This window comes from Pseudomonas sp. B20(2017) (assembly GCF_002113125.1).
GTDB lineage: Bacteria > Pseudomonadota > Gammaproteobacteria > Pseudomonadales > Pseudomonadaceae > Aquipseudomonas.
Map to the genome: position 1 here is coordinate 561,646 of NZ_NEJP01000001.1, position 18,117 is coordinate 579,762.

24 protein-coding genes are annotated in these 18,117 nt (G+C 59.5%); 8 read left to right on the forward strand and 16 right to left on the reverse strand.

Annotation, left to right across the window (positions count from 1 at the left end; all coding sequences use genetic code 11):
• The first annotated feature begins 86 nt into the window (after window positions 1–86).
• From CAF63_RS02750 to tsaA, 5 genes are all read left to right on the forward strand, one after another.
• Complete coding sequence (locus CAF63_RS02750) at window positions 87–560, forward strand: GNAT family N-acetyltransferase (protein ID WP_085605315.1); 474 nt, start codon at window positions 87–89, stop codon at window positions 558–560.
• Between the two features lie 192 nt (window positions 561–752).
• Window positions 753–1,463, forward strand: coding sequence for an rRNA pseudouridine synthase (locus CAF63_RS02755; protein WP_085683310.1), 711 nt, complete (start codon window positions 753–755; stop codon window positions 1,461–1,463).
• Window positions 1,464–1,536: 73 nt separating this feature from the next.
• Window positions 1,537–2,004, forward strand: coding sequence for a DUF1456 family protein (locus tag CAF63_RS02760; protein WP_064379066.1), 468 nt, complete (start codon window positions 1,537–1,539; stop codon window positions 2,002–2,004).
• A 134-nt stretch (window positions 2,005–2,138) separates the two neighbouring features.
• A complete protein-coding gene (locus CAF63_RS02765; RefSeq protein ID WP_085683311.1) occupies window positions 2,139–2,909 on the forward strand; it encodes an SDR family oxidoreductase in 771 nt (256 codons plus the stop codon).
• Window positions 2,910–3,066: 157 nt separating this feature from the next.
• Window positions 3,067–3,765 carry a tRNA (N6-threonylcarbamoyladenosine(37)-N6)-methyltransferase TrmO gene (tsaA, locus tag CAF63_RS02770; protein WP_085683312.1) on the forward strand — a complete coding sequence of 233 codons (699 nt, stop codon included), beginning with the start codon at window positions 3,067–3,069 and terminating at the stop codon, window positions 3,763–3,765.
• Window positions 3,766–3,937: 172 nt separating this feature from the next.
• Here tsaA and fpr read toward each other — a convergent pair whose 3' ends face one another.
• A complete protein-coding gene (gene fpr, locus CAF63_RS02775) occupies window positions 3,938–4,717 on the reverse strand; it encodes a ferredoxin-NADP reductase (RefSeq protein ID WP_007908723.1) in 780 nt (259 codons plus the stop codon).
• A 144-nt stretch (window positions 4,718–4,861) separates the two neighbouring features.
• Here fpr and CAF63_RS02780 point away from each other — a divergent pair, with 144 nt between their 5' ends.
• Window positions 4,862–5,788 carry a LysR family transcriptional regulator gene (locus CAF63_RS02780; RefSeq protein ID WP_007954941.1) on the forward strand — a complete coding sequence of 309 codons (927 nt, stop codon included), beginning with the start codon at window positions 4,862–4,864 and terminating at the stop codon, window positions 5,786–5,788.
• Here CAF63_RS02780 and CAF63_RS02785 read toward each other — a convergent pair.
• From CAF63_RS02785 to CAF63_RS02795, 3 genes are all read right to left on the reverse strand, one after another.
• Window positions 5,785–6,147, reverse strand: coding sequence for a diacylglycerol kinase (locus CAF63_RS02785; protein WP_003222276.1), 363 nt, complete (start codon window positions 6,145–6,147; stop codon window positions 5,785–5,787). The genes CAF63_RS02780 and CAF63_RS02785 overlap by 4 nt on opposite strands.
• Window positions 6,148–6,222: 75 nt before the next feature.
• Window positions 6,223–6,873: a response regulator transcription factor ErdR gene (gene erdR / locus CAF63_RS02790; protein WP_085647827.1), complete on the reverse strand. Its 651-nt coding sequence runs from the start codon at window positions 6,871–6,873 to the stop codon at window positions 6,223–6,225.
• Window positions 6,874–7,097: 224 nt separating this feature from the next.
• Window positions 7,098–7,841 (reverse strand): tRNA-uridine aminocarboxypropyltransferase, encoded by a 744-nt coding sequence (locus CAF63_RS02795; RefSeq protein ID WP_039771302.1) that lies wholly within the window; start codon window positions 7,839–7,841, stop codon window positions 7,098–7,100.
• A gap of 189 nt (window positions 7,842–8,030) precedes the next feature.
• Here CAF63_RS02795 and CAF63_RS02800 point away from each other — a divergent pair, with 189 nt between their 5' ends.
• Window positions 8,031–8,456, forward strand: a complete 426-nt coding sequence (locus CAF63_RS02800) for a PA3611 family quorum-sensing-regulated virulence factor (RefSeq protein ID WP_064593873.1) — start codon at window positions 8,031–8,033, stop codon at window positions 8,454–8,456.
• On the opposite strand, the gene CAF63_RS02805 is transcribed toward CAF63_RS02800, so the two are convergent.
• On the reverse strand, window positions 8,457–8,651 hold the full coding sequence (locus CAF63_RS02805; RefSeq protein ID WP_007954932.1) for a hypothetical protein: 195 nt from the start codon (window positions 8,649–8,651) through the stop codon (window positions 8,457–8,459). It abuts the gene before it with no gap.
• Window positions 8,652–9,004: 353 nt separating this feature from the next.
• On the opposite strand from CAF63_RS02805, the gene CAF63_RS02810 reads away from it, so the two are divergent.
• The gene (locus CAF63_RS02810; protein WP_085683313.1) at window positions 9,005–10,123 is read left to right on the forward strand and encodes a TIGR00730 family Rossman fold protein; all 1,119 of its coding nucleotides are present in this window, start codon (window positions 9,005–9,007) and stop codon (window positions 10,121–10,123) included.
• 67 nt (window positions 10,124–10,190) lie between these two features.
• On the opposite strand, the gene recX is transcribed toward CAF63_RS02810, so the two are convergent.
• From recX to CAF63_RS02865, 11 genes are all read right to left on the reverse strand, one after another.
• Complete coding sequence (gene recX / locus CAF63_RS02815; RefSeq protein ID WP_039771298.1) at window positions 10,191–10,661, reverse strand: recombination regulator RecX; 471 nt, start codon at window positions 10,659–10,661, stop codon at window positions 10,191–10,193.
• 8 nt (window positions 10,662–10,669) lie between these two features.
• Window positions 10,670–11,728, reverse strand: coding sequence for a recombinase RecA (recA, locus tag CAF63_RS02820; RefSeq protein WP_085683314.1), 1,059 nt, complete (start codon window positions 11,726–11,728; stop codon window positions 10,670–10,672).
• An 83-nt stretch (window positions 11,729–11,811) separates the two neighbouring features.
• Complete coding sequence (locus CAF63_RS02825; RefSeq protein WP_085683315.1) at window positions 11,812–12,312, reverse strand: CinA family protein; 501 nt, start codon at window positions 12,310–12,312, stop codon at window positions 11,812–11,814.
• Window positions 12,313–12,380: 68 nt separating this feature from the next.
• Window positions 12,381–12,911 carry a lysis system i-spanin subunit Rz gene (locus tag CAF63_RS02830; protein ID WP_085683316.1) on the reverse strand — a complete coding sequence of 177 codons (531 nt, stop codon included), beginning with the start codon at window positions 12,909–12,911 and terminating at the stop codon, window positions 12,381–12,383.
• Window positions 12,893–13,456, reverse strand: coding sequence for a glycoside hydrolase family 19 protein (locus CAF63_RS02835; RefSeq protein WP_011332739.1), 564 nt, complete (start codon window positions 13,454–13,456; stop codon window positions 12,893–12,895). The genes CAF63_RS02830 and CAF63_RS02835 overlap by 19 nt, the downstream gene beginning before the upstream one ends.
• Before the next feature lie 56 nt (window positions 13,457–13,512).
• Window positions 13,513–13,755, reverse strand: coding sequence for a hypothetical protein (locus CAF63_RS02840; protein WP_085683317.1), 243 nt, complete (start codon window positions 13,753–13,755; stop codon window positions 13,513–13,515).
• Window positions 13,756–13,766: 11 nt separating this feature from the next.
• The gene (locus tag CAF63_RS02845) at window positions 13,767–14,969 is read right to left on the reverse strand and encodes a carbohydrate binding domain-containing protein (RefSeq protein ID WP_085683318.1); all 1,203 of its coding nucleotides are present in this window, start codon (window positions 14,967–14,969) and stop codon (window positions 13,767–13,769) included.
• Window positions 14,970–14,998: 29 nt separating this feature from the next.
• On the reverse strand, window positions 14,999–15,439 hold the full coding sequence (locus CAF63_RS02850; protein WP_085683319.1) for a phage tail assembly chaperone: 441 nt from the start codon (window positions 15,437–15,439) through the stop codon (window positions 14,999–15,001).
• 2 nt (window positions 15,440–15,441) lie between these two features.
• Window positions 15,442–16,362, reverse strand: coding sequence for a phage tail protein (locus CAF63_RS02855; protein WP_085683320.1), 921 nt, complete (start codon window positions 16,360–16,362; stop codon window positions 15,442–15,444).
• A gap of 14 nt (window positions 16,363–16,376) precedes the next feature.
• On the reverse strand, window positions 16,377–17,009 hold the full coding sequence (locus CAF63_RS02860; protein ID WP_371807386.1) for a tail fiber assembly protein: 633 nt from the start codon (window positions 17,007–17,009) through the stop codon (window positions 16,377–16,379).
• A complete protein-coding gene (locus CAF63_RS02865) occupies window positions 16,951–18,030 on the reverse strand; it encodes a phage tail protein (RefSeq protein ID WP_085683322.1) in 1,080 nt (359 codons plus the stop codon). The genes CAF63_RS02860 and CAF63_RS02865 overlap by 59 nt, the downstream gene beginning before the upstream one ends.
• Window positions 18,031–18,117 lie beyond the last annotated feature (87 nt).

Consider the following 18,117-nt stretch of genomic DNA (forward strand, 5'->3'; position numbering starts at 1 on the left):
TCTCTTTTACGAGATGCGGGGCTTTTTTACGGCTAGAGTTTGGGGTGGGAAGGACTCCCTCATCCATGACAAAGAGGCTATTGGGCATGCGTCACCACTCGGTCATCCACACGCCGAAACTCAGCGATTATCAGGAACTGACCCGGGTCTGGGAGGCCTCGGTGCGCGCGACTCATGATTTCCTGCCGGAATCCTACATCGAACTGTTGAAGAATCTGGTGCTGACCCGCTACCTCGACGCGGTGATGCTGATCTGCACCCGGGACAGCCATCAGCGCATCACCGGGTTTGCCGGGGTCGCGGCGGGCAAGATCGAAATGCTGTTCATCGACCCGGCCCATCGCGGCCAGGGCCTTGGCAAGAAACTGTTGAAATACGCCATGGAACACCTGAACGCCGACGAACTGGACGTCAACGAACAGAACCCGCAGGCCCTGGGGTTTTACTTCAAGCAAGGGTTCGAGGTGATCGGCCGCTCGGAAGTCGATGGCATGGGCCAGCCGTATCCGCTGTTGCACATGCGCTTGCGGCAGAATCAGCAACGCTCGAACCATGCCTGACACACAACAAAACCACTGTGGGAGCGAGCTTGCTCGCGAATGCGGTGCAACAGCCACTGCAGAAATAGACTGACAGGACGCCTTCGCGAGCAAGCTCGCTCCCACATTGAATTCAGCACCTGTAAATGCAATCGGGCTTAACCGGCCCCAGGCAGGTACAATGCCCACCCCTTTTTTGTTACGGCCCCTGTCATGACTGACCCGATTCGCCTCTCCAAACGCCTCATCGAGATGGTCGGTTGCTCCCGCCGGGAGGCCGAGCTGTTCATCGAAGGCGGCTGGGTCACCGTGGACGGCGAAGTCATCGACGAGCCGCAGTTCAAGGTCGGCGACCAGAAAGTCGAGCTCGACAAGGACGCGAAGGCCACCGCGCCGGAGCCGGTGACCCTCCTGCTCAACGTGCCGGCGGGCATGGATGTCGACAGCGCCATGCAGTCGCTGAACGCCGAAACCCTCAGCGAAGAACACCGCTACGGCAAGCGTCCGCTGCGCGGACACTTTCTGCGCCTGACCGCCAGCGCCGACCTGCAACCCAAGGCCAGCGGCCTGCTGGTGTTCACCCAGGACTGGAAGGTGTTGCGCAAGCTCACCGCCGACGCGGCCAAGATCGAGCAGGAATACGTGGTCGAAGTCGAAGGCGATATGACGGAACACGGCCTGAACCGCATGCAGCACGGCCTGCGCGTCAAGGGCATCGAATTGCCGCCGGTCAAAGCCAGCTGGCAGAGCGAAAACCGTCTGCGCTTCGCCATGAAAAACCCGCAGCCAGGCCTGATCGCCCAGTTGTGCGAAGCGGTCGGCCTGAAGGTGATCGGCATCCGCCGCATCCGCATCGGCGGCGTGTCCATCGGCAAGGTGCCGGTCGGCCAATGGCGCTACCTGTCCGGTAAAGAGAAATTCTAAGGCTCGCAAGCCACCCTACATTTCCGGCATCGCGCCCGCACGATGCCCACAGCGAACAATCAGGATTGCACACATGGTTCACAACGACGTTCTGCGCAGCGTGCGCTACATGCTCGACATCAGCGACAAGAAAGTGGTCGAGATCATCAAACTTGGCGGCCTGGACGTCACGCTTGCCGATGTCGTGACGTACCTCGACAAGAAGGAAGAAGACGAAGAAGGTTTCGTGCGCTGCCCGGACGAAGTCATCGCGCACTTCCTCGACGGCCTGGTGATCTTCAAGCGCGGCAAGGACGAAAGCCGTCCGCCGCTGCCGATCGAAGTGCCGGTGACCAACAACATCATCCTGAAAAAGCTGCGCGTGGCCTTCGAACTGAAAGAAGACGACATGCACGCGATCCTCAAGGCTGCCGATTTCCCGGTGTCCAAGCCTGAGCTGAGCGCACTTTTCCGCAAGGTTGGCCACACCAACTACCGTCCGTGCGGCGATCAGTTGCTGCGCAACTTCCTCAAGGGCCTGACCCTGCGCGTTCGCGGCTGATTTTTTTGCAAAAACAAAACGGCGACTTCGGTCGCCGTTTTCATGCATGCCCCTCCATTCCCTCGAAAAATAGTGGCTCCGCTTTTCGCGGCCGGCGACTAGGGTGTACTGAACCCTAGCCCTCAGGATTCGCCATGCACCCGTATTTCTCCCTGCAAGGCCGCACCGCCCTGGTGACCGGCGGCACCCGTGGTATCGGCAAAATGATCGCCAAGGCTTATGTCGAAGCCGGCGCCCGCGTGTACGTCTGCTCCCGTGACGCTGAAGCCTGTCATCAAACCGCTGAAGAACTCAGTGCTCTGGGCACTTGTCATGGCGTGGCGGCGAACCTGGCTACGGAAGAAGGCGTGAAAGAGCTGGCCGCGCGACTGGGCGAGCAGATCACTCATCTGGACATTCTGGTGAACAACGCCGGCACTACCTGGGGCGCGCCGCTGGAGAGCTACCCGGTCAAGGGCTGGGAGAAAGTCATGCAGCTCAACGTGACGTCGGTGTTCAGTTGCATCCAGCAATTTCTGCCGTTGCTGCGCAAATCCGGGTCGGCGGCCAATCCAGCGCGAATCATCAACATCGGCTCGGTGGCAGGGATTTCTTCCTTCGGCGAACAGGCCTACGCCTACGGGCCGAGCAAGGCTGCTCTGCATCAACTGTCGCGGATTCTCGCCCGCGAACTGGTGAGCCAGCACATCAACGTCAACGTCATCGCGCCAGGGCGCTTCCCGAGCAAGATGACCCAGCACATCGGCAGCGACCAGCAGGCGCTGGCCGAAGACACCGCGCTGATCCCGATGAAACGCTGGGGCCGTGAAGAGGAAATGGCGGCGTTGGCGATCAGCCTGGCGAGTACCGCCGGGGCCTACATGACCGGGAATATCATTCCGCTGGATGGCGGGTTTAGTCTGTAGATCAGCGGTGCGGCCTTCGCGAGCAAGCTCGCTCCCACATTTGGAATGCGTTCCCCTGTGGGAGCGAGCCTGCTCGCGAAGAGGCCAGATCTGTCAGCACCAGACTTGAAGCCTGCCGGGTTATCATGCCTGCCCTGCTCCGCTTCGAATGTAAACCATGACTTACAGCGTCTCACCCATCGGCTTCGTCCGCTCCTGTTTCAAGGAGAAGTTCGCCATCCCGCGCCAGCCGCAACTGGCCCCCGCCGCCCGTGGCGTGCTGGAACTGGTGGCACCGTTCGATCAGGGCGACGCGGTGCAGGGGCTAGAGCAGGTCAGTCATGTCTGGCTGCTGTTCCTGTTTCATCAGGCGCTGGAAGACAAGCCGCGTCTCAAAGTCCGCCCTCCTCGCTTGGGCGGCAACAAATCCATGGGCGTATTTGCTACCCGCGCCACGCATCGGCCGAACGGCATCGGCCAATCAGTGGTGAAGCTGGATAAGGTCGAGGCCAATCGCCTGTTCATTTCCGGCATCGACTTGCTGGACGGCACGCCGATTCTCGACATCAAACCCTACGTGCCGTACGCCGACATCATTGCTGACGCCTCCAACAACATTGCCAGTGCCGCGCCGCAACTGATCGACGTGCAGTGGACGGACACGGCGCTGCAACAGGCACATACGCACGCTCAGCGCCTTGATGAGCCTTTAGTGGCGTTGATCGAACAGTGTCTGGCCCAAGACCCGCGCCCGGCGTATCAAACGCCCACGCCCGAACGCGAGTACGGCGCGCAGTTCTGGGATCTGGATGTGCGCTGGCATTACCCGACACCCGAAAAAATCCGCGTCCTGGAAGTGATTCCCGCCGCTGATTGAATCGCGAAAACGAAAAAGCCCGCGCTGCCTTCTCAGGCAACGCGGGCTTTTTCATGCAATACAAATCAATGTGGGAGCGAGCTTGCTCGCGAAGGCGGCGTGTCAGTCAACACAACTGCTGAATGTTCTACTTTATTCGCGAGCAAGCTCGCTCCCACAGATTTGAATGTGCTTATTTCTCGACGAATGCACGCTCGATCAGGTAATCACCCGGCTCGCGCATCCGCGCCGAGATCTTCAGGCCGAAGCTGTCGAGCACTTCGCTGGTCTCATCGAGCATGCTCGGGCTGCCGCAGATCATCGCGCGGTCGTCCTGCGGGTTGATCGGTGGCAGGCCGATGTCGCTGAACAGCTTGCCGCTGCGCATCAGGTCGGTCAGACGGCCCTGATTCTCGAACGGCTCGCGGGTCACGGTCGGGTAGTAGATCAGCTTGTCACGCAGCGCCTCGCCGAAGAACTCGTTCTGCGGCAGGTGCTCGGTGATGAATTCGCGGTAGGCGACTTCGTTGACGTAACGAACACCGTGAACCAAGATCACTTTCTCGAAGCGCTCGTAGGTTTCAGGGTCCTGGATCACGCTCATGAACGGCGCCAGACCAGTACCGGTGCTCAGCAGGTACAGGTGCTTGCCCGGGTTCAGGTCGTCCAGCACCAGGGTGCCGGTAGGTTTTTTCGAGATGATGATCTCGTCGCCTTCCTTCAGGTGCTGCAGCTGGGAGGTCAGCGGACCGTCCTGCACCTTGATGCTGAAGAACTCGAGATGCTCTTCCCAGTTCGGGCTGGCGATCGAGTAAGCGCGCATAAGCGGGCGGCCGTTTGGCTGTTGCAGGCCGATCATCACGAACTGACCGTTCTCGAAGCGCAGGCCCGGATCGCGGGTGCACTTGAAGCTGAACAGAGTGTCGTTCCAGTGATGAACACTGAGGACACGCTCGTGGTTCATGTTGCTCATGTACGTGGGACTCCTGGAGATTGATCTGCGCTTGCCCGGCTCGCATTGAAGGACGCCGACGGTGCGCAATTGCATCGCATTCTAATAGCGCCGACAATATCTGTTAACTGGATTATTAAGATAAGGGTTATCGGTTATATCGATATGCGATTTACTCTCCGTCAACTGCAAGTCTTCGTCGCTGTCGCCCAGCAGGAAAGCGTGTCCCGTGCTGCGGGACTGCTCAACCTGTCGCAATCGGCCGCCAGCACATCCATCACCGAACTGGAGCGCCAGTCCAGCTGCCAGCTGTTCGATCGCGCCGGCAAACGCCTGAGCCTCAACGCCCTCGGCAAACAGTTGTTGCCGCAAGCCGTGGCCATGCTCGATCAGGCCAAGGAAATCGAAGACCTGCTCAACGGCAAATCCGGTTTCGGCTCGCTGTCGGTGGGCGCGACCCTGACCATCGGCAATTACCTGGCGACGCTGCTGATCGGCGGCTTCATGCAGCGCCATCCCGAAAGTCAGGTGAAGCTGCATGTGCAGAACACTGCCAATATCGTGCAACAAGTGGCTCATTACGAAATTGATCTGGGTCTAATCGAAGGCGATTGCAGCCATCCGGACATCGAAGTACAGAGCTGGGTCGAGGATGAACTCGTGGTGTTCTGCGCCCCGCAGCATCCACTGGCCAAACGCGGCAGTGCGACCATGGAAGAGTTAACGCACGAAGCGTGGATTTTGCGGGAACAGGGTTCGGGGACGCGCCTGACGTTCGATCAGGCAATGCGGCATCACCGCAGTGCGCTGAACATCCGGCTGGAGCTGGAACACACCGAAGCGATCAAGCGCGCGGTGGAATCAGGTCTGGGTATTGGCTGCATCTCGCGTCTGGCGCTGCGTGACGCCTTCCGCCGCGGCAGCCTGGTGCCGGTGGAGACGCCGGATCTGGATCTGGCGCGGCAGTTCTACTTCATCTGGCACAAACAGAAGTACCAGACCTCTGCCATGCGCGAGTTTCTCGATCTGTGCCGCGCGTTCACCGCCGGGGTTCAGCGCAGCGACGAGATCGTCCTGCCGAGCATCGCTTAAAGCAGAATTACCGCCCACACCAGGGCGATCATGCTCAGTGCCACGAATTGCGCGGCACTGCCCATGTCCTTGGCGTTCTTGGACAGCGGGTGCAACTCCAGCGAGATGCGGTCAATGGCCGCCTCCACCGCCGAATTCAACAGCTCGACGATCAGCGCCAGCAGGCACACCGCGATCAGCAGCGCCTGCTCGACCCGGCTGACATTGAGGAAAAACGTCAGCGGAATCAGCACTACGTTGAGCAGCACCAGTTGGCGGAAAGCCGCTTCGCCGGTGAAGGCGGCGCGCAAGCCGTCCAGCGAATAACCGGATGCATTGAGGATGCGTTTCAGGCCCGTCTGGCCCTTGAAAGGTGACATAAAGTAGATAACCGACCGAAAGGAAGTGGGGAAGCTAGATCAACGAAAGTCAAAAAAGCGTGAAGACGCCAGCGCTTACTGGCTCGGAATTGACTCAAGTTGTTGCAGCAGTAAAGCGGCCTGGGTCCGGGTCCGCACGTTCAACTTGCGAAAAATCGCCGTGACGTGGGCTTTGATGGTCGCTTCGGACACGCTCAGCTCATAGGCGATCTGCTTGTTCAGCAAGCCTTCGCAGACCATGGTCAACACCCGGAACTGCTGCGGCGTCAGGCTGGCGAGGCCATCGCTGGCCGCTTTGGCTTCATCCGAAACACTGACTGCTTCAAACGCCTGGGGCGGCCAGAACACGTCGCCATCCAGCACTTTGCGCACCGCTTCCTGAATCACGCTCAGGTCGCTGGACTTGGGAATGAAGCCACTGGCGCCGAATTCCCGGGACTTGACCATCACCGAGGCTTCTTCCTGGGCCGAAACCATTACCACCGGAATCTGCGGGTATTGACCGCGCAACATCACCAGTCCGGAAAACCCGAATGCGCCCGGCATGTTCAGGTCCAGCAGCACCAGATCCCAGTCAGCCTTTTCGGTCAGGCGGGCTTCCAGTTCGGCGATGCTCGCCACCTCCACCATGCGTACGTCCGGGCCAAGGCCCATCGTCACCGCTTGATGCAGTGCGCTACGAAAGAGAGGGTGATCATCGGCAATCAGGATGTCGTATGTGGCCATTTTTCAAATGATCCTGTTTTTGATGGCAGGCCCGCGCATTCGGGCCTTGCCAAAGCAAATCCAGATACCGCCCGGCAGCGGCATCCACAGGGGCACGTTCAACGCCAATCACGAACAAAAACGGCGTTTCAAACCTTGGCCGCACCCCAATCGGCGCCAAGCATGACCAGCGAAGCCGGGGTGGTCAAGCCGCACGGCCACTGCTTTAGCAGTATGGGCCAGGATCAAGCCGGTACTGGCGCCGCGTTTCGGATATAGGGCAGCAATTCGGCGTGGGCCGGCGTCGACACATTGACGTCCAGTTGCTGCTTGGCCCCCAGGTAATGCTGGCTGAACACATCGAAATAGGCATCCAGCGCCGACGCCGCGTCCGAATCGCCGGCCAGTTCCAGGCACAGCGCCGCCACTTCGGCGGTGCACAGGTGCTCGCTGCGGGTCGAGCGGCGCAGGCGATAGCGCGAGAGTTTGTCGGGCAACAGGCTGAGTATCGGCAAACGATCGAAATACGGGCTCTTGCGGAAAATCTTCCGGGCTTCGGTCCAGGTCGCGTCCAGCAGGATGAACAGCGGACGCTTGCTGCTATCAAGATCCACGGTGTTGGTCACCCGCGAAGGCTCGACGTATTCGCCAGGGAACACCAGATATGGCTGCCATTGCGGGTCGTTCAGCAGCGCCAACAGTTGCTCGTCGGGCTCGGTCCGCGACCAGATGAAGGCGTGGTTGTCGCGCACGATGTCGGCGATCAACCAGCCGGTATTGCTGGGTTTGAACACTTCCTTGCCGGTCATGATCAGGCAAACGCCCGAGCGCGCATCGACGGTGGGCCGCCAGGCGCACAGGCAATGGCTGATGATCACCCGGCAATCGCGGCAACGCGGGGAGCGAAAACCACGGGCCTGGATCGGCTTGATGCCTTCGTCCTCGCGCTGGTCGCGCAGGCGGGCCACGGCGTTGGGGGCATGATTCATCGCAGGCGGCACCGGCAGACAGGAAAACTCGACACGAACGACACTCGGCAGGGCAATAAAGGCCGGCAGTTTACCAGAGCGACGGGCACAAGCCTGTACCCTCCCGACCGGCTCCCCTATAATTCGCCGCCACTGAACGCACAGTCACGTGGCTGGTCGAACCACCAGTCACTGAACCAGGAGAGTTTCATGCTGCGCCTTATCGTTCCCACCGCTGCCATTCTGCTGGCCTCGTCCTTCAGCGCTCAGGCTGCATCCCTGAGTGAGCAGAATCTGAACCGAGAGCTGCGCAATGTCGCCGCACAAAGCAGCGTCGGCACGCCACGGGCGATCAACGAAGACATTCTTGATCAGGGCTACACCGTCGAAGGCACCACGCTGGTCAATCACCTGAGCGTACAAAAGAGCCACGCCGACAAAATGCGCGCCGATCCCAAAGCCGTGTATTTCCAGCTGGGCGCTTCGGTCTGCAACAACCCGTCGTACCGCAAGCTGATGGCCAAGGGCGCGATCATGCGTTACGACTTCACCGAAGTAAAAAGCAACAAGGCAATCGGCTCCGCCAGCTACCAGGAATCGGATTGCCCGAAAGCGGCTCCAGCGAAGAAAAAGTAATCATCGCGACGTAGCGCGCCGCTGTTCATCCTCGGCGCGCAGTTCGGCCAGCAAGGCCTGCAAGTAACGCGAGCGGCGATCCCCTCCCGCCAGGCGCCGGCAGCACTCCTCTTCGAGACTCACATGATTGGTCTCGGCCGATGCTTTCAACAACCGATACAGCTGCGTATCGATCTCCAGAATGACTCTGGTCATGTGTCCTGCCTCCATGCCACCCGCAAATCCTTGAATAGCGTGCACCTTGCGTACGGTCGTTGACGCAAAGTTGTCGTACGGCGCCTTTAACTTAGTAAATCAGAGCATTCAGCCATCGACACAGCATCGGACGAGCGGTGAAAACACTTCGCAAAACGGCAATAAGCAGTTGCCAGGAAAGACTTTGCGGCGTAATGCTCAATGAGCGAAAAATGCATTGAGGGTCTAGATTCAACGTATTCCCGATCATTTTATTAACGGCAGGAAAGGAGCTGCCGGCTGTTTGTTTTCTTGCAGCGCGGCACTGACGCCGCACGTCAGGGCCGAAAGCTCTGTGCAGAAGGAGAAGTTGCATGCCTTACCAACCTAATGACCTGCTCAGCCGTCATTTTCAGGAAAGCGGCCACGACCTCATCAGCAAGGTCGAAGAACAACTCAACCTGGTATCACCCAACAGCCCGAATTCCCCCATCTACCGCGACATGATCCTGACCGTGCTGCGCATGGCCCAGGAAGACCACAACCGCTGGAACGCCAAGATCACCCTGCAAGCCCTGCGCGAACTGGAGCAGGCCTTTCGCACGCTTGAACAGTTCAAGGGGCGACGCAAGGTCACGGTGTTCGGTTCGGCTCGCACACCGGTCGAGCATCCCCTTTACGCCATGGCTCGGGAACTCGGGGCCTCGCTGGCCCGCTCGAACATGATGGTCATCACCGGTGCCGGCGGCGGAATCATGGCCGCCGCCCATGAAGGCGCCGGCCGCGACCACAGCCTGGGGTTCAACATCACCCTGCCCTTCGAACAACATGCCAACCCCACCGTGGACGGCACCAATAACCTGCTGCCGTTCCATTTTTTCTTCACCCGCAAACTGTTCTTCGTCAAGGAAGCCGATGCGCTGGTGTTGTGCCCCGGCGGGTTCGGCACCCTGGACGAAGCACTGGAAGTACTCACACTGATCCAGACCGGCAAAAGCCCCCTGGTGCCAGTGGTGCTGCTGGACGCACCGGGCGGGACGTTCTGGCAAGGCGCGCTGGACTTCATCCGTCAGCAACTGGAGGAAAACCGCTACATCCTGCCGACCGACCTGAAGCTTGTACGCCTGGTCTACAACGTTGAAGAAGCGGTGGAGCAGATCAACCAGTTCTACGGCAACTTCCACTCCAGCCGCTGGCTCAAGCGCCAATTTGTCATTCGCATGAACCACAAGCTGAGCGATCAGGCCCTCGACCATATGCAGGAAGCGTTTGCCGATCTGTGCCTGAGCGATCAGTTCCATCAACACGCCTACGCCGGCGAAGAGCACGACGAAGCTCAATTCAGCCACCTGACGCGCCTGGCATTCGCCTTCAACGCCCGGGATCACGGGCGTCTGCGGGAGCTGGTGGACTACATCAACCTGCCGGAAAACTGGGCCCAGTCAAAACCCCAGACCGCGCACCGCACACGCGAACCGTCGAAGGTAACGTGAAGGCAAAAAAAACGGCCCGCTATCGAAATAGCGGGCCGTTTTATTTTTTAGATGAAGCTGGAGCGATTTAATCGTCCATCCCTCTGCCACTGAACAAGCGGTTGATCATCTCCATCGAGAATCCCCGGTACGCCAGGAATCGACCTTGTCTGGCGCGTTCCTTGGCATCGCCGGGAAGCTGTCCGGAGAATTTCCGTTGCCACGTGTCCGTTAGCTGTTCTTGCCAATTGATACCGCTCTCACGCAAGGCGAGTTCGATATCGGCGCGTTGCAAACCGCGCTGGCTCAGTTCTTCGCGAATCCGCAACGGGCCGTAACCGGAGCGGGCGCGATAGGAGACAAAGCTTTCAAGATAACGGGCTTCGGAAAGCAGCCCTTCTTCCGTCAAACGGTCGAGGGCTGTTTCGATCATCTCGGGGGGAGCGCCACGCTGACGCAGTTTGCGCGTCAGCTCGACTCGACCATGCTCGCGACGTGCGAGCAGGTCCATGGCGGTTCGCCGCACCGCGACGAGGGTATCGAGTACGGCGGTTGTCATCGGTGCAATCAGATATCAGCGTCAGCCAGGTCGTCTTCGGTCTCTTTGACCGCAGAAGCCTTGGAGTCGGCGATCACGGCTGGCGACAGCAGTTTGTCACGCAGTTGCTTCTCGAGCTTGGCCGCGACTTCCGGGTTGTCCGCCAGGAATTTGGCCGAGTTGGCCTTGCCCTGACCGATCTTGGTGCCTTCGTAGGCATACCAGGCGCCGGACTTCTCGACGAAACCGTGCAGTACGCCCAGGTCGATCATCTCGCCGTTCAGGTAGATGCCCTTGCCGTAGAGAATCTGGAACTCGGCCTGACGGAACGGCGAAGCGACCTTGTTCTTCACAACCTTGACGCGGGTTTCGCTACCAACCACTTCGTCGCCTTCCTTCACCGCGCCGGTACGGCGGATGTCGAGACGAACCGAGGCGTAAAACTTCAGCGCGTTACCACCGGTGGTGGTTTCCGGGCTGCCGAACATCACGCCGATCTTCATGCGGATCTGGTTGATGAAGATCACCAGGCAGTTGGCGTTCTTGATGTTACCGGTGATTTTACGCAGCGCCTGGGACATCAGACGGGCTTGCAGGCCCACGTGCATGTCACCCATTTCGCCTTCGATTTCAGCCTTCGGCACCAGTGCGGCCACGGAGTCGACGATGATCACGTCAACGGCGTTGGAGCGCACCAGCATGTCGGTGATTTCCAGGGCCTGTTCACCGGTGTCCGGCTGGGAAACCAGCAGGTCGTCGACGTTGACGCCCAGCTTGCCGGCGTACTCAGGGTCGAGGGCGTGTTCGGCGTCGACGAAGGCGCAGGTCGCGCCGGCTTTTTGAGCCTGGGCGATCACGGACAGCGTCAGTGTGGTTTTACCGGAAGATTCAGGACCGTAGATTTCAACGATACGACCTTTTGGCAGGCCGCCAATGCCGAGTGCGATGTCCAGACCCAGAGAGCCGGTGGAGATGGATGGGATCGCCTGACGGTCCTGATCGCCCATACGCATTACGGCACCCTTGCCGAATTGACGTTCGATCTGACCCAGGGCCGCAGCCAAGGCTTTCTTCTTGTTGTCGTCCATTAAAGTCCTCACGTAATCAATAAGGCCTGACGGCCAACACCTGTATAAGTAGCCAGTATTATTCCACAGCGTTCACGGATCGCCTACCCCTGATTTTCGATTTCTCGTGCCGCTAGTCGCAGGAGCCCCTCTAGCGCGGCCTTCACCGTTTGTCGGCGGACTTCGTCGCGGTTGCCGGGGAAGTGCTGGACCTCGCTGGAAACCCGGTCGCCCACACCCCACGCCAGCCAGACGGTGCCCACCGGTTTGTTCGGCGAACCACCGTCCGGCCCGGCCACGCCGCTGACCGCCACGGCAAACCGCGCCAGGCTTTTTTCCTGGGCGCCGCGCACCATGGCCTCGACCACTTCGCGACTGACCGCGCCCACGGTGCCGAACAGCTCCGTCGGTACATTCAGCTGCTGGGTTTTCTGGCGGTTGGAATAGGTCACGTAACCCGCCTCGAACCATGCCGAACTCCCCGGAATGCGGGTGATGGCTTCGGCAATCCCGCCACCGGTGCACGACTCGGCCGTAGTGACGTGGGCATTGAGCAATTGCAGACGTCGGCCAAGTTCGGCCGCCAGTTGGGTGATTTCTTTCACGGCGCGCTCCGGATCGGATGGAATGGGTACCACCGTACACGAGCCGGTTGCGCTTTCAATACACAAGCTTATTCAAAATGTTCGGGTGCCAGCGCTCTGATATAGGCCTGACAGGCCTGCAAGGCGATCAGTCCGCGATCGCCGTCGCCGGTGATGGCGACAATTCGTCGAGCATGCGCCGGGTCAAGTCGGGCGCGTACGGCTGCATGATCCACGCCGCCGGCGCCGGAGGTGGCTGACACACCGCAGCCTTGGGCAGCGTCGCCTGCGTCGATGAGGACTGACAGGCGCAGATCAGCAGTGGCAAGGCGATCGCGCAGGCGATCCTGATCACGTCGGGCATCGTTCAGTGCTCGGTAATGGGTTTGTTCGCTGGCCGCGAGCCGTTGCTCCAGGGCCAGACGCTTGTCCTGCTCGGCCTGTTGCGCAGTGGCGGCGGCCAAGGTCAGTTGATTAAGGGTTTCGACGTGAAGCCGCGCCTGTTCGGCCAGTTGTCGACCGTAGCGCCAGTCCTGAAATTGCCAGGCCAGTGCCGCCGAACCTGCGGCCAGCAGCACCAGGCCGATCAGCCGCCAGACGCTCAGACCGAAGGCAGGCATAACACCGCCCTCGCCCGCCCCCAAAGCTCCAGACGATCCTGCAAGCCGTTCAACCCGCCGTTGATCCGCCGGGTAATGCTGTTGAACTGATCCTGATCCGCCAGCGCGTTCAGGCCGTTCTGCGCCCAGAACCATGCGGCGGACTCGGCCGCCCATTGCGGTTGTTCCAGCAGTTCCGGCAGCGCCAGCAGACGTTCATCGCCGAACAGCCCAAGGCTGCACTGGCGATAGTTGGCGCGGCCGGTAATCTGGATCAGCCCGCGCCCGCGATACTTCTGCCCGTCGCCATCGGCCTCAGGCGTGTTGCCCAGGCGCAAGGCCAGCGTACCGGTGTCGTATTTGCTCAGGTATTGGTTGTTGCCCAGTTCACGCACGTACTGCAACTGCCCCGATTCGTGTCCGATCTGGGCGAGAAACGCGGCGATGCGTTTGGGTGTGTCGATGCGATGGCGGGCCATGGCATCGTTGAGCGGTGAAACAAAAACGCCCGCTTGACGGCGGGCGTTGGGCATGATGTTGAGTAGGTTGTCTTCAGTAATTTGCATGATGCTCGATCCTCCCTGGATGCTCCGATTGAATCACGGTTGGCGAACAAAGCTGATCAGCCATTGTTTACCTCAGTTTTCAGAGTGCTGTCCGGGGCAACCTGGATCATTCGCTTGAACAAACCCAGCATGCCTTGATTGGCCGTCGTACTCTCGGGCGGCAGGTCCAGTGGCAATACCTGTCCCCCGGAGACCAGCCACTCCTGGTACTCCACCCAGTCACGGTTGCTCGGTTCCTGTGGAATAAACGCTGAATCACTCAGGCGCAGAACGCCAAACGACGTGAGCTGATAACTCATGGACTTGACTCCTAGATTTCCGCGTCTGCGGTCCAGTCAACCTGCAAGGCCTGCCCGGGAACGCTGCCTACGGGCGTCACGGTGGCGAGCGCAAAACCTCGCTCGCTCACACTTTGCAGAATGGTTCCTGTACAGGCCTTCGCAAGCGATGAATGCCAGACTTGATTACTCGCCTCACCCGGACAATACGTCACGACCGTAGGCTGTACTCGCTTGGGCACCTGCATATCGATGTTCATTCCATACTGGCCGGAGTTGGCTGCCGCCACTTGGGAAAAGGTCGCGATACAGGTTCCTGGACCGTTGTTCGAACGGATCGGCAGACGGTTTACAAAAGATTTTTCGAAATAGCGCTGACAGAGAGTCAGCTCTTCGGACACAGGACGATATTCAAACGGTGTCGCAACCGGCCCCTCCTCCAGTTGCATCTGTGCCAGATCGACGGTCTGCAACACGTTGAGCGGCAGATCGAACGACAAGGTCAGGCAATCATTCGCGCCCAGCATTTTCCCGGCGATGGTCGGCACCTGAAACGTTGCGCTGTATTTCTTCCACGAAGTACTCAGTTGAAAGACATCGACAACCTTCACCACACCTTGCGAGCCCCCCGTCCCGAACTGCTGGGTAATCGTGACTCGCAACGGACGCGTCGCATCGGATCGCGCCCAGAAGCTGACCGTCGCCGTTCGTCCGGCCAGAGTCCTGACCGATTCGATGCTCTGGGAGACTCCATGTACTGTTGCCCCGGTGCCTGCAGTTGCCTGCTGCCAGCGCAGGAAATAAGCGGGCTCCCCCGTGACTTCGGTCTGACCGAGGGGAAAATCCTGGCGCGAAATGCTGACACCTGCGTTGCCGTTCCAGTCGCATCGAAAACGATCCGCCACATAGCCACCGATGTTCGGCCCCTGATTCGTCGTGCCGCGCTGCCAGATGTTGAACCCACCATTGATCAACAGATTCTTGCGATACACCTGCACAGGAAACTGCTGCAGCGGATCCGGTTTCGCCAGTTGCCGAATGGCCTGGGCCAGTTGATCGGTCTGTTCCTCATCCGGCGTCAGACCGGCGGCCGTGATCGCGTTGAGAATTTCCCGGGTCACACTGTTGCCCCAACTGGCCGGGATCAACGATCCCGGTTTTCCAGCGATGGGGTCCTCATCGACGAACCGGCCATTCTCCAGGCCTGAGCCGGGAATGCTTTTCGGGTAATCCATATTGATTCCTCATTGAATGAGTCAACGGCTCAGCCGTTCGACCGCAGCAAGCCTTCAAGCCAGTCTGGCTCTACCGGGCGAGCCTGGACATCCGGAAATTCCGGATCAGTGGGCCAGTCGCGCAGGGCCTGCCGATAGGCAAGAAGCTGTTTGAATTCTTCGGTTCGCAGCGTCGTGCCCTCGCCGACTTCCAGTTCTTCAGCGTCGCGCCATACCAGCCATTGAGTGTCTTGCAGGACGTTGTCGCGCCACGCGCGCTCCCGGGAAGCCAGTGCCTGCGGGGAGATGACCGGGTCGATCAATACGGGCTGACCGCTGGCACTGGCGCTGATGACCTTGCCGCTTGCCTGTCCGGCAAACAGTTCGGCGTATTGGGCGCGGGTGATTTCCACAGCGCCTTCAGGCGGTTCCGGATAGGGGCTGTCGACCAGTTCAAAGCCGCGTGTCTGTGCATGAAAATAAATAGCCATGGTTATCGTCCCCAAACCAATATGCGCCCCGAGATTCCAGGCTCAGCCTTCACACTCGACGCCAGGACATTGCGAACCCTGGCAACAACCGTCGATGTCGTGGAGTTGGCCCCGTCGAATGCCCAGACAGTGACGTTGGAACTGCCCCAGCCTGCCGGATAGCCTTCATTGGCGATCCCGCCGAGGACAGCATTGGGAAACATCATCGGTAACGACACCGTCATGATTCCATTCGCATCGGAGCCCCCGGTTACCCACTGCACAATCAAGCCGCTGGGAAGTTTCTGATATCCGGCCGTGGCGAACTGCGACGCATAGAGCGCCGAATACTTCAACGCAGCGGTGCCGTAAACGACCCAGACACCCGACTCCCGGACGAAGGTCGCACTCTCACCGCCGTTCATCGTGATCGACCCAAGATAGCCCCCCTGGGGGCTAATCTGCGTACCGGTTTTACTGGCAACCGTGACCGCTGCGCTGTTTCGGCAATGCAGGCTGATCGTTGCACCGCTGGGCACCGCAGTGGCGTCCGGCAAGGTCACGGTGTACGCAGCATTTCCGCCCATCCCGACCGAACAGCCGATATCCGCCAGGGTCAGTTGGGTCGAGCCGGAGATGCCGCGCGCGCTGGCGTAGTTGCCAAGCGCCCGCTGGACAAACTCGGCAGTCGCGGCAGAGCGACTGACATCAAATTGTGCAGCCGTCGTGAACAACGCCGGACCGCGCAGTGCGTCGAGCAGTTGATGAGTGTTCCCCTCGTTCGGGGTCATGCCGGCGGCCTGCACGACGCTGAGAATTTCCTGCGTGACGCCATTGCCCCATGTGGCAGGAATCAGCGAGCCGGGTTTTCCGGCGACAGGATCCTCATCGACAAATTGCCCGTTCACCAGCCCAACGCTGGGTACGCTTTTGGGATAGTCCAAGATTCATCTCCTTATCAATCTGCTGTACGGGTGCCAGGCACTGAAGGCCAGGTGATTTGCTCCGGGAAACCGGCCTGTTTTTCGATACGGCTCAGCTCCACGCTGTAGAGCTTCCACTCGAGCAATTGCAGTTGCTCTTCGTGGCTGGCGTCGCCGATGTCCTCGGCGTATTGCAGGGGAGTGATGCGCAGGACGGCTTCGCGCAGCAGCGTGTCACGCTTGTCGACAAGGACAGACTTGATCGCGGACAAGTGTGCCGCTTCATCGAGCTTCCATGCCTGACCGTTCCAGACATACCCCTCCCCAGGCCAGAGCTCGACAGTGAGGTAATCCGGTAATTCACCTGGTTCACCCCACATCTGTTTCGCCCCACTGTCCGTTCTGTAAACCACTCCTCGGTGATCGCTTACCTCACGAGGAATGTTGTTCACCAGAGCCCAGACACGACCACTTCCAGCCGATGGCAATTCAAAAGGCAGTTGCACCGAATTACTGGGCAACTGGACGCCGAGACCAGGAGTTTCGACAAACTCAACGGGACCAGACAGACAGCCCACGTGATCAAACAAGTAATTAAACATGAGCACCTCAGATAAGTTTGATCCGACCCGGATAGGCGATGTTTCGAGGACGCGTGATGCCGCCATGATTCAACAGGTCTGCGTCCGAAATCGGCGAAACAGTCTCAGAAGGGGTGATGTATTTGACGGTGGAGCCCGAGTAATCGGTGTAATTCCCCATATCGAAACCCAACTGGGCCTTTTGGGTACTGATGTGCGTAGCAAACAAAATATTGTCGCCAATGCCATTGTCGCCCTGGACCAACGAGCCTTTTTGCCAAGAGCCCGGCATACGTCCCGGATCAATCAGGCCACCCTCAGCTAGCACCCGTAGAAACTCGCCACGGGCTTCTGGTAATCGGAAGTTTGTAGCTCCATCCCCCAAGGACCATGCACCGGCACGATCAGCTTCGGAACGCAACATGCCGGACTGTTGCGCGTGGTCCCAAAGCCACGGCCAGTCCGAGCGGCTGAGTAACGAGCCATTCAAAGCGGCATAGCCACCCGGTAAGACCGAAAGAGTAGTCTCAAAGGCAATGTGGCCCAGTGACGAACCGTCCAAACGTCCGACCGGCCACCAACTGCCAGCACCGTCGCTGCGCAAATGCCACCAGTCACCGCTGCCCATCAGCACCAGAAACGGATAACCGCTCGCAGACAAATGCGTGTGAAAACGGATCCGGTCGGTTCCGGATGTCTGCACCATCATTCGATTGCCGCTGTTGTCGACACGACGAACAATCACGTCGCGCACACCCAGTCCGACATTGGCGTCGGGCAAGGTGATCGTCGTGGCACCGGGGCTGCCATCGATCAATACCAGACCGAGCTCTTGATCGCTCAGTGCCTTCGAAGCGGCAAGCCGCGTCACCACCGAGCGCATTGGGCTGGTAGCACCAATGATCAATTGAATGGCTTTAAGCAACTGACCGGTATCGGTCTCGGCGGCTACCAGCCCGGCGCCGGTAATCACGTTGAGAATTTCCTGCGTAACGCTGTTGCCCCACACCGCCGGTATCAACGACCCGGGCGTTCCCGCCACCGGGTTTTCATCGACGAAGCGGCCATCGACCAGGCCGACGCTGGGGACGCTTTTTGGGTAGTCCATGGGTGTTCGTTCCTCTGTAATGACAAATGAAACGTGGCCGCGCGCAAGCTTTCGCTGCGACGCAGACGTTTCTGTTCCTGAAAATAA

What these genes read in the sequence shown, in the direction of transcription:
- CAF63_RS02845 (WP_085683318.1), bottom strand. Translation starts at nt 14,969, where the DNA reads ATGGATTACCCGAAAAGCATTCCCGGCTCAGGCCTGGAGAATGGCCGG.
- CAF63_RS02850 (WP_085683319.1), bottom strand. Translation starts at nt 15,439, where the DNA reads ATGGCTATTTATTTTCATGCACAGACACGCGGCTTTGAACTGGTCGAC.
- CAF63_RS02835 (WP_011332739.1), bottom strand. Translation starts at nt 13,456, where the DNA reads ATGCAAATTACTGAAGACAACCTACTCAACATCATGCCCAACGCCCGC.
- CAF63_RS02810 (WP_085683313.1), top strand. Translation starts at nt 9,005, where the DNA reads ATGCCTTACCAACCTAATGACCTGCTCAGCCGTCATTTTCAGGAAAGC.
- CAF63_RS02795 (WP_039771302.1), bottom strand. Translation starts at nt 7,841, where the DNA reads ATGAATCATGCCCCCAACGCCGTGGCCCGCCTGCGCGACCAGCGCGAG.
- recA (WP_085683314.1), bottom strand. Translation starts at nt 11,728, where the DNA reads ATGGACGACAACAAGAAGAAAGCCTTGGCTGCGGCCCTGGGTCAGATC.
- CAF63_RS02860 (WP_371807386.1), bottom strand. Translation starts at nt 17,009, where the DNA reads ATGGCGGCATCACGCGTCCTCGAAACATCGCCTATCCGGGTCGGATCA.
- CAF63_RS02805 (WP_007954932.1), bottom strand. Translation starts at nt 8,651, where the DNA reads ATGACCAGAGTCATTCTGGAGATCGATACGCAGCTGTATCGGTTGTTG.
- CAF63_RS02840 (WP_085683317.1), bottom strand. Translation starts at nt 13,755, where the DNA reads ATGAGTTATCAGCTCACGTCGTTTGGCGTTCTGCGCCTGAGTGATTCA.
- CAF63_RS02755 (WP_085683310.1), top strand. Translation starts at nt 753, where the DNA reads ATGACTGACCCGATTCGCCTCTCCAAACGCCTCATCGAGATGGTCGGT.
- CAF63_RS02765 (WP_085683311.1), top strand. Translation starts at nt 2,139, where the DNA reads ATGCACCCGTATTTCTCCCTGCAAGGCCGCACCGCCCTGGTGACCGGC.
- CAF63_RS02760 (WP_064379066.1), top strand. Translation starts at nt 1,537, where the DNA reads ATGGTTCACAACGACGTTCTGCGCAGCGTGCGCTACATGCTCGACATC.
- CAF63_RS02830 (WP_085683316.1), bottom strand. Translation starts at nt 12,911, where the DNA reads ATGCCTGCCTTCGGTCTGAGCGTCTGGCGGCTGATCGGCCTGGTGCTG.
- fpr (WP_007908723.1), bottom strand. Translation starts at nt 4,717, where the DNA reads ATGAGCAACATGAACCACGAGCGTGTCCTCAGTGTTCATCACTGGAAC.
- erdR (WP_085647827.1), bottom strand. Translation starts at nt 6,873, where the DNA reads ATGGCCACATACGACATCCTGATTGCCGATGATCACCCTCTCTTTCGT.
- CAF63_RS02750 (WP_085605315.1), top strand. Translation starts at nt 87, where the DNA reads ATGCGTCACCACTCGGTCATCCACACGCCGAAACTCAGCGATTATCAG.
- CAF63_RS02785 (WP_003222276.1), bottom strand. Translation starts at nt 6,147, where the DNA reads ATGTCACCTTTCAAGGGCCAGACGGGCCTGAAACGCATCCTCAATGCA.
- CAF63_RS02800 (WP_064593873.1), top strand. Translation starts at nt 8,031, where the DNA reads ATGCTGCGCCTTATCGTTCCCACCGCTGCCATTCTGCTGGCCTCGTCC.
- recX (WP_039771298.1), bottom strand. Translation starts at nt 10,661, where the DNA reads ATGACAACCGCCGTACTCGATACCCTCGTCGCGGTGCGGCGAACCGCC.
- CAF63_RS02865 (WP_085683322.1), bottom strand. Translation starts at nt 18,030, where the DNA reads ATGGACTACCCAAAAAGCGTCCCCAGCGTCGGCCTGGTCGATGGCCGC.
- CAF63_RS02780 (WP_007954941.1), top strand. Translation starts at nt 4,862, where the DNA reads ATGCGATTTACTCTCCGTCAACTGCAAGTCTTCGTCGCTGTCGCCCAG.
- tsaA (WP_085683312.1), top strand. Translation starts at nt 3,067, where the DNA reads ATGACTTACAGCGTCTCACCCATCGGCTTCGTCCGCTCCTGTTTCAAG.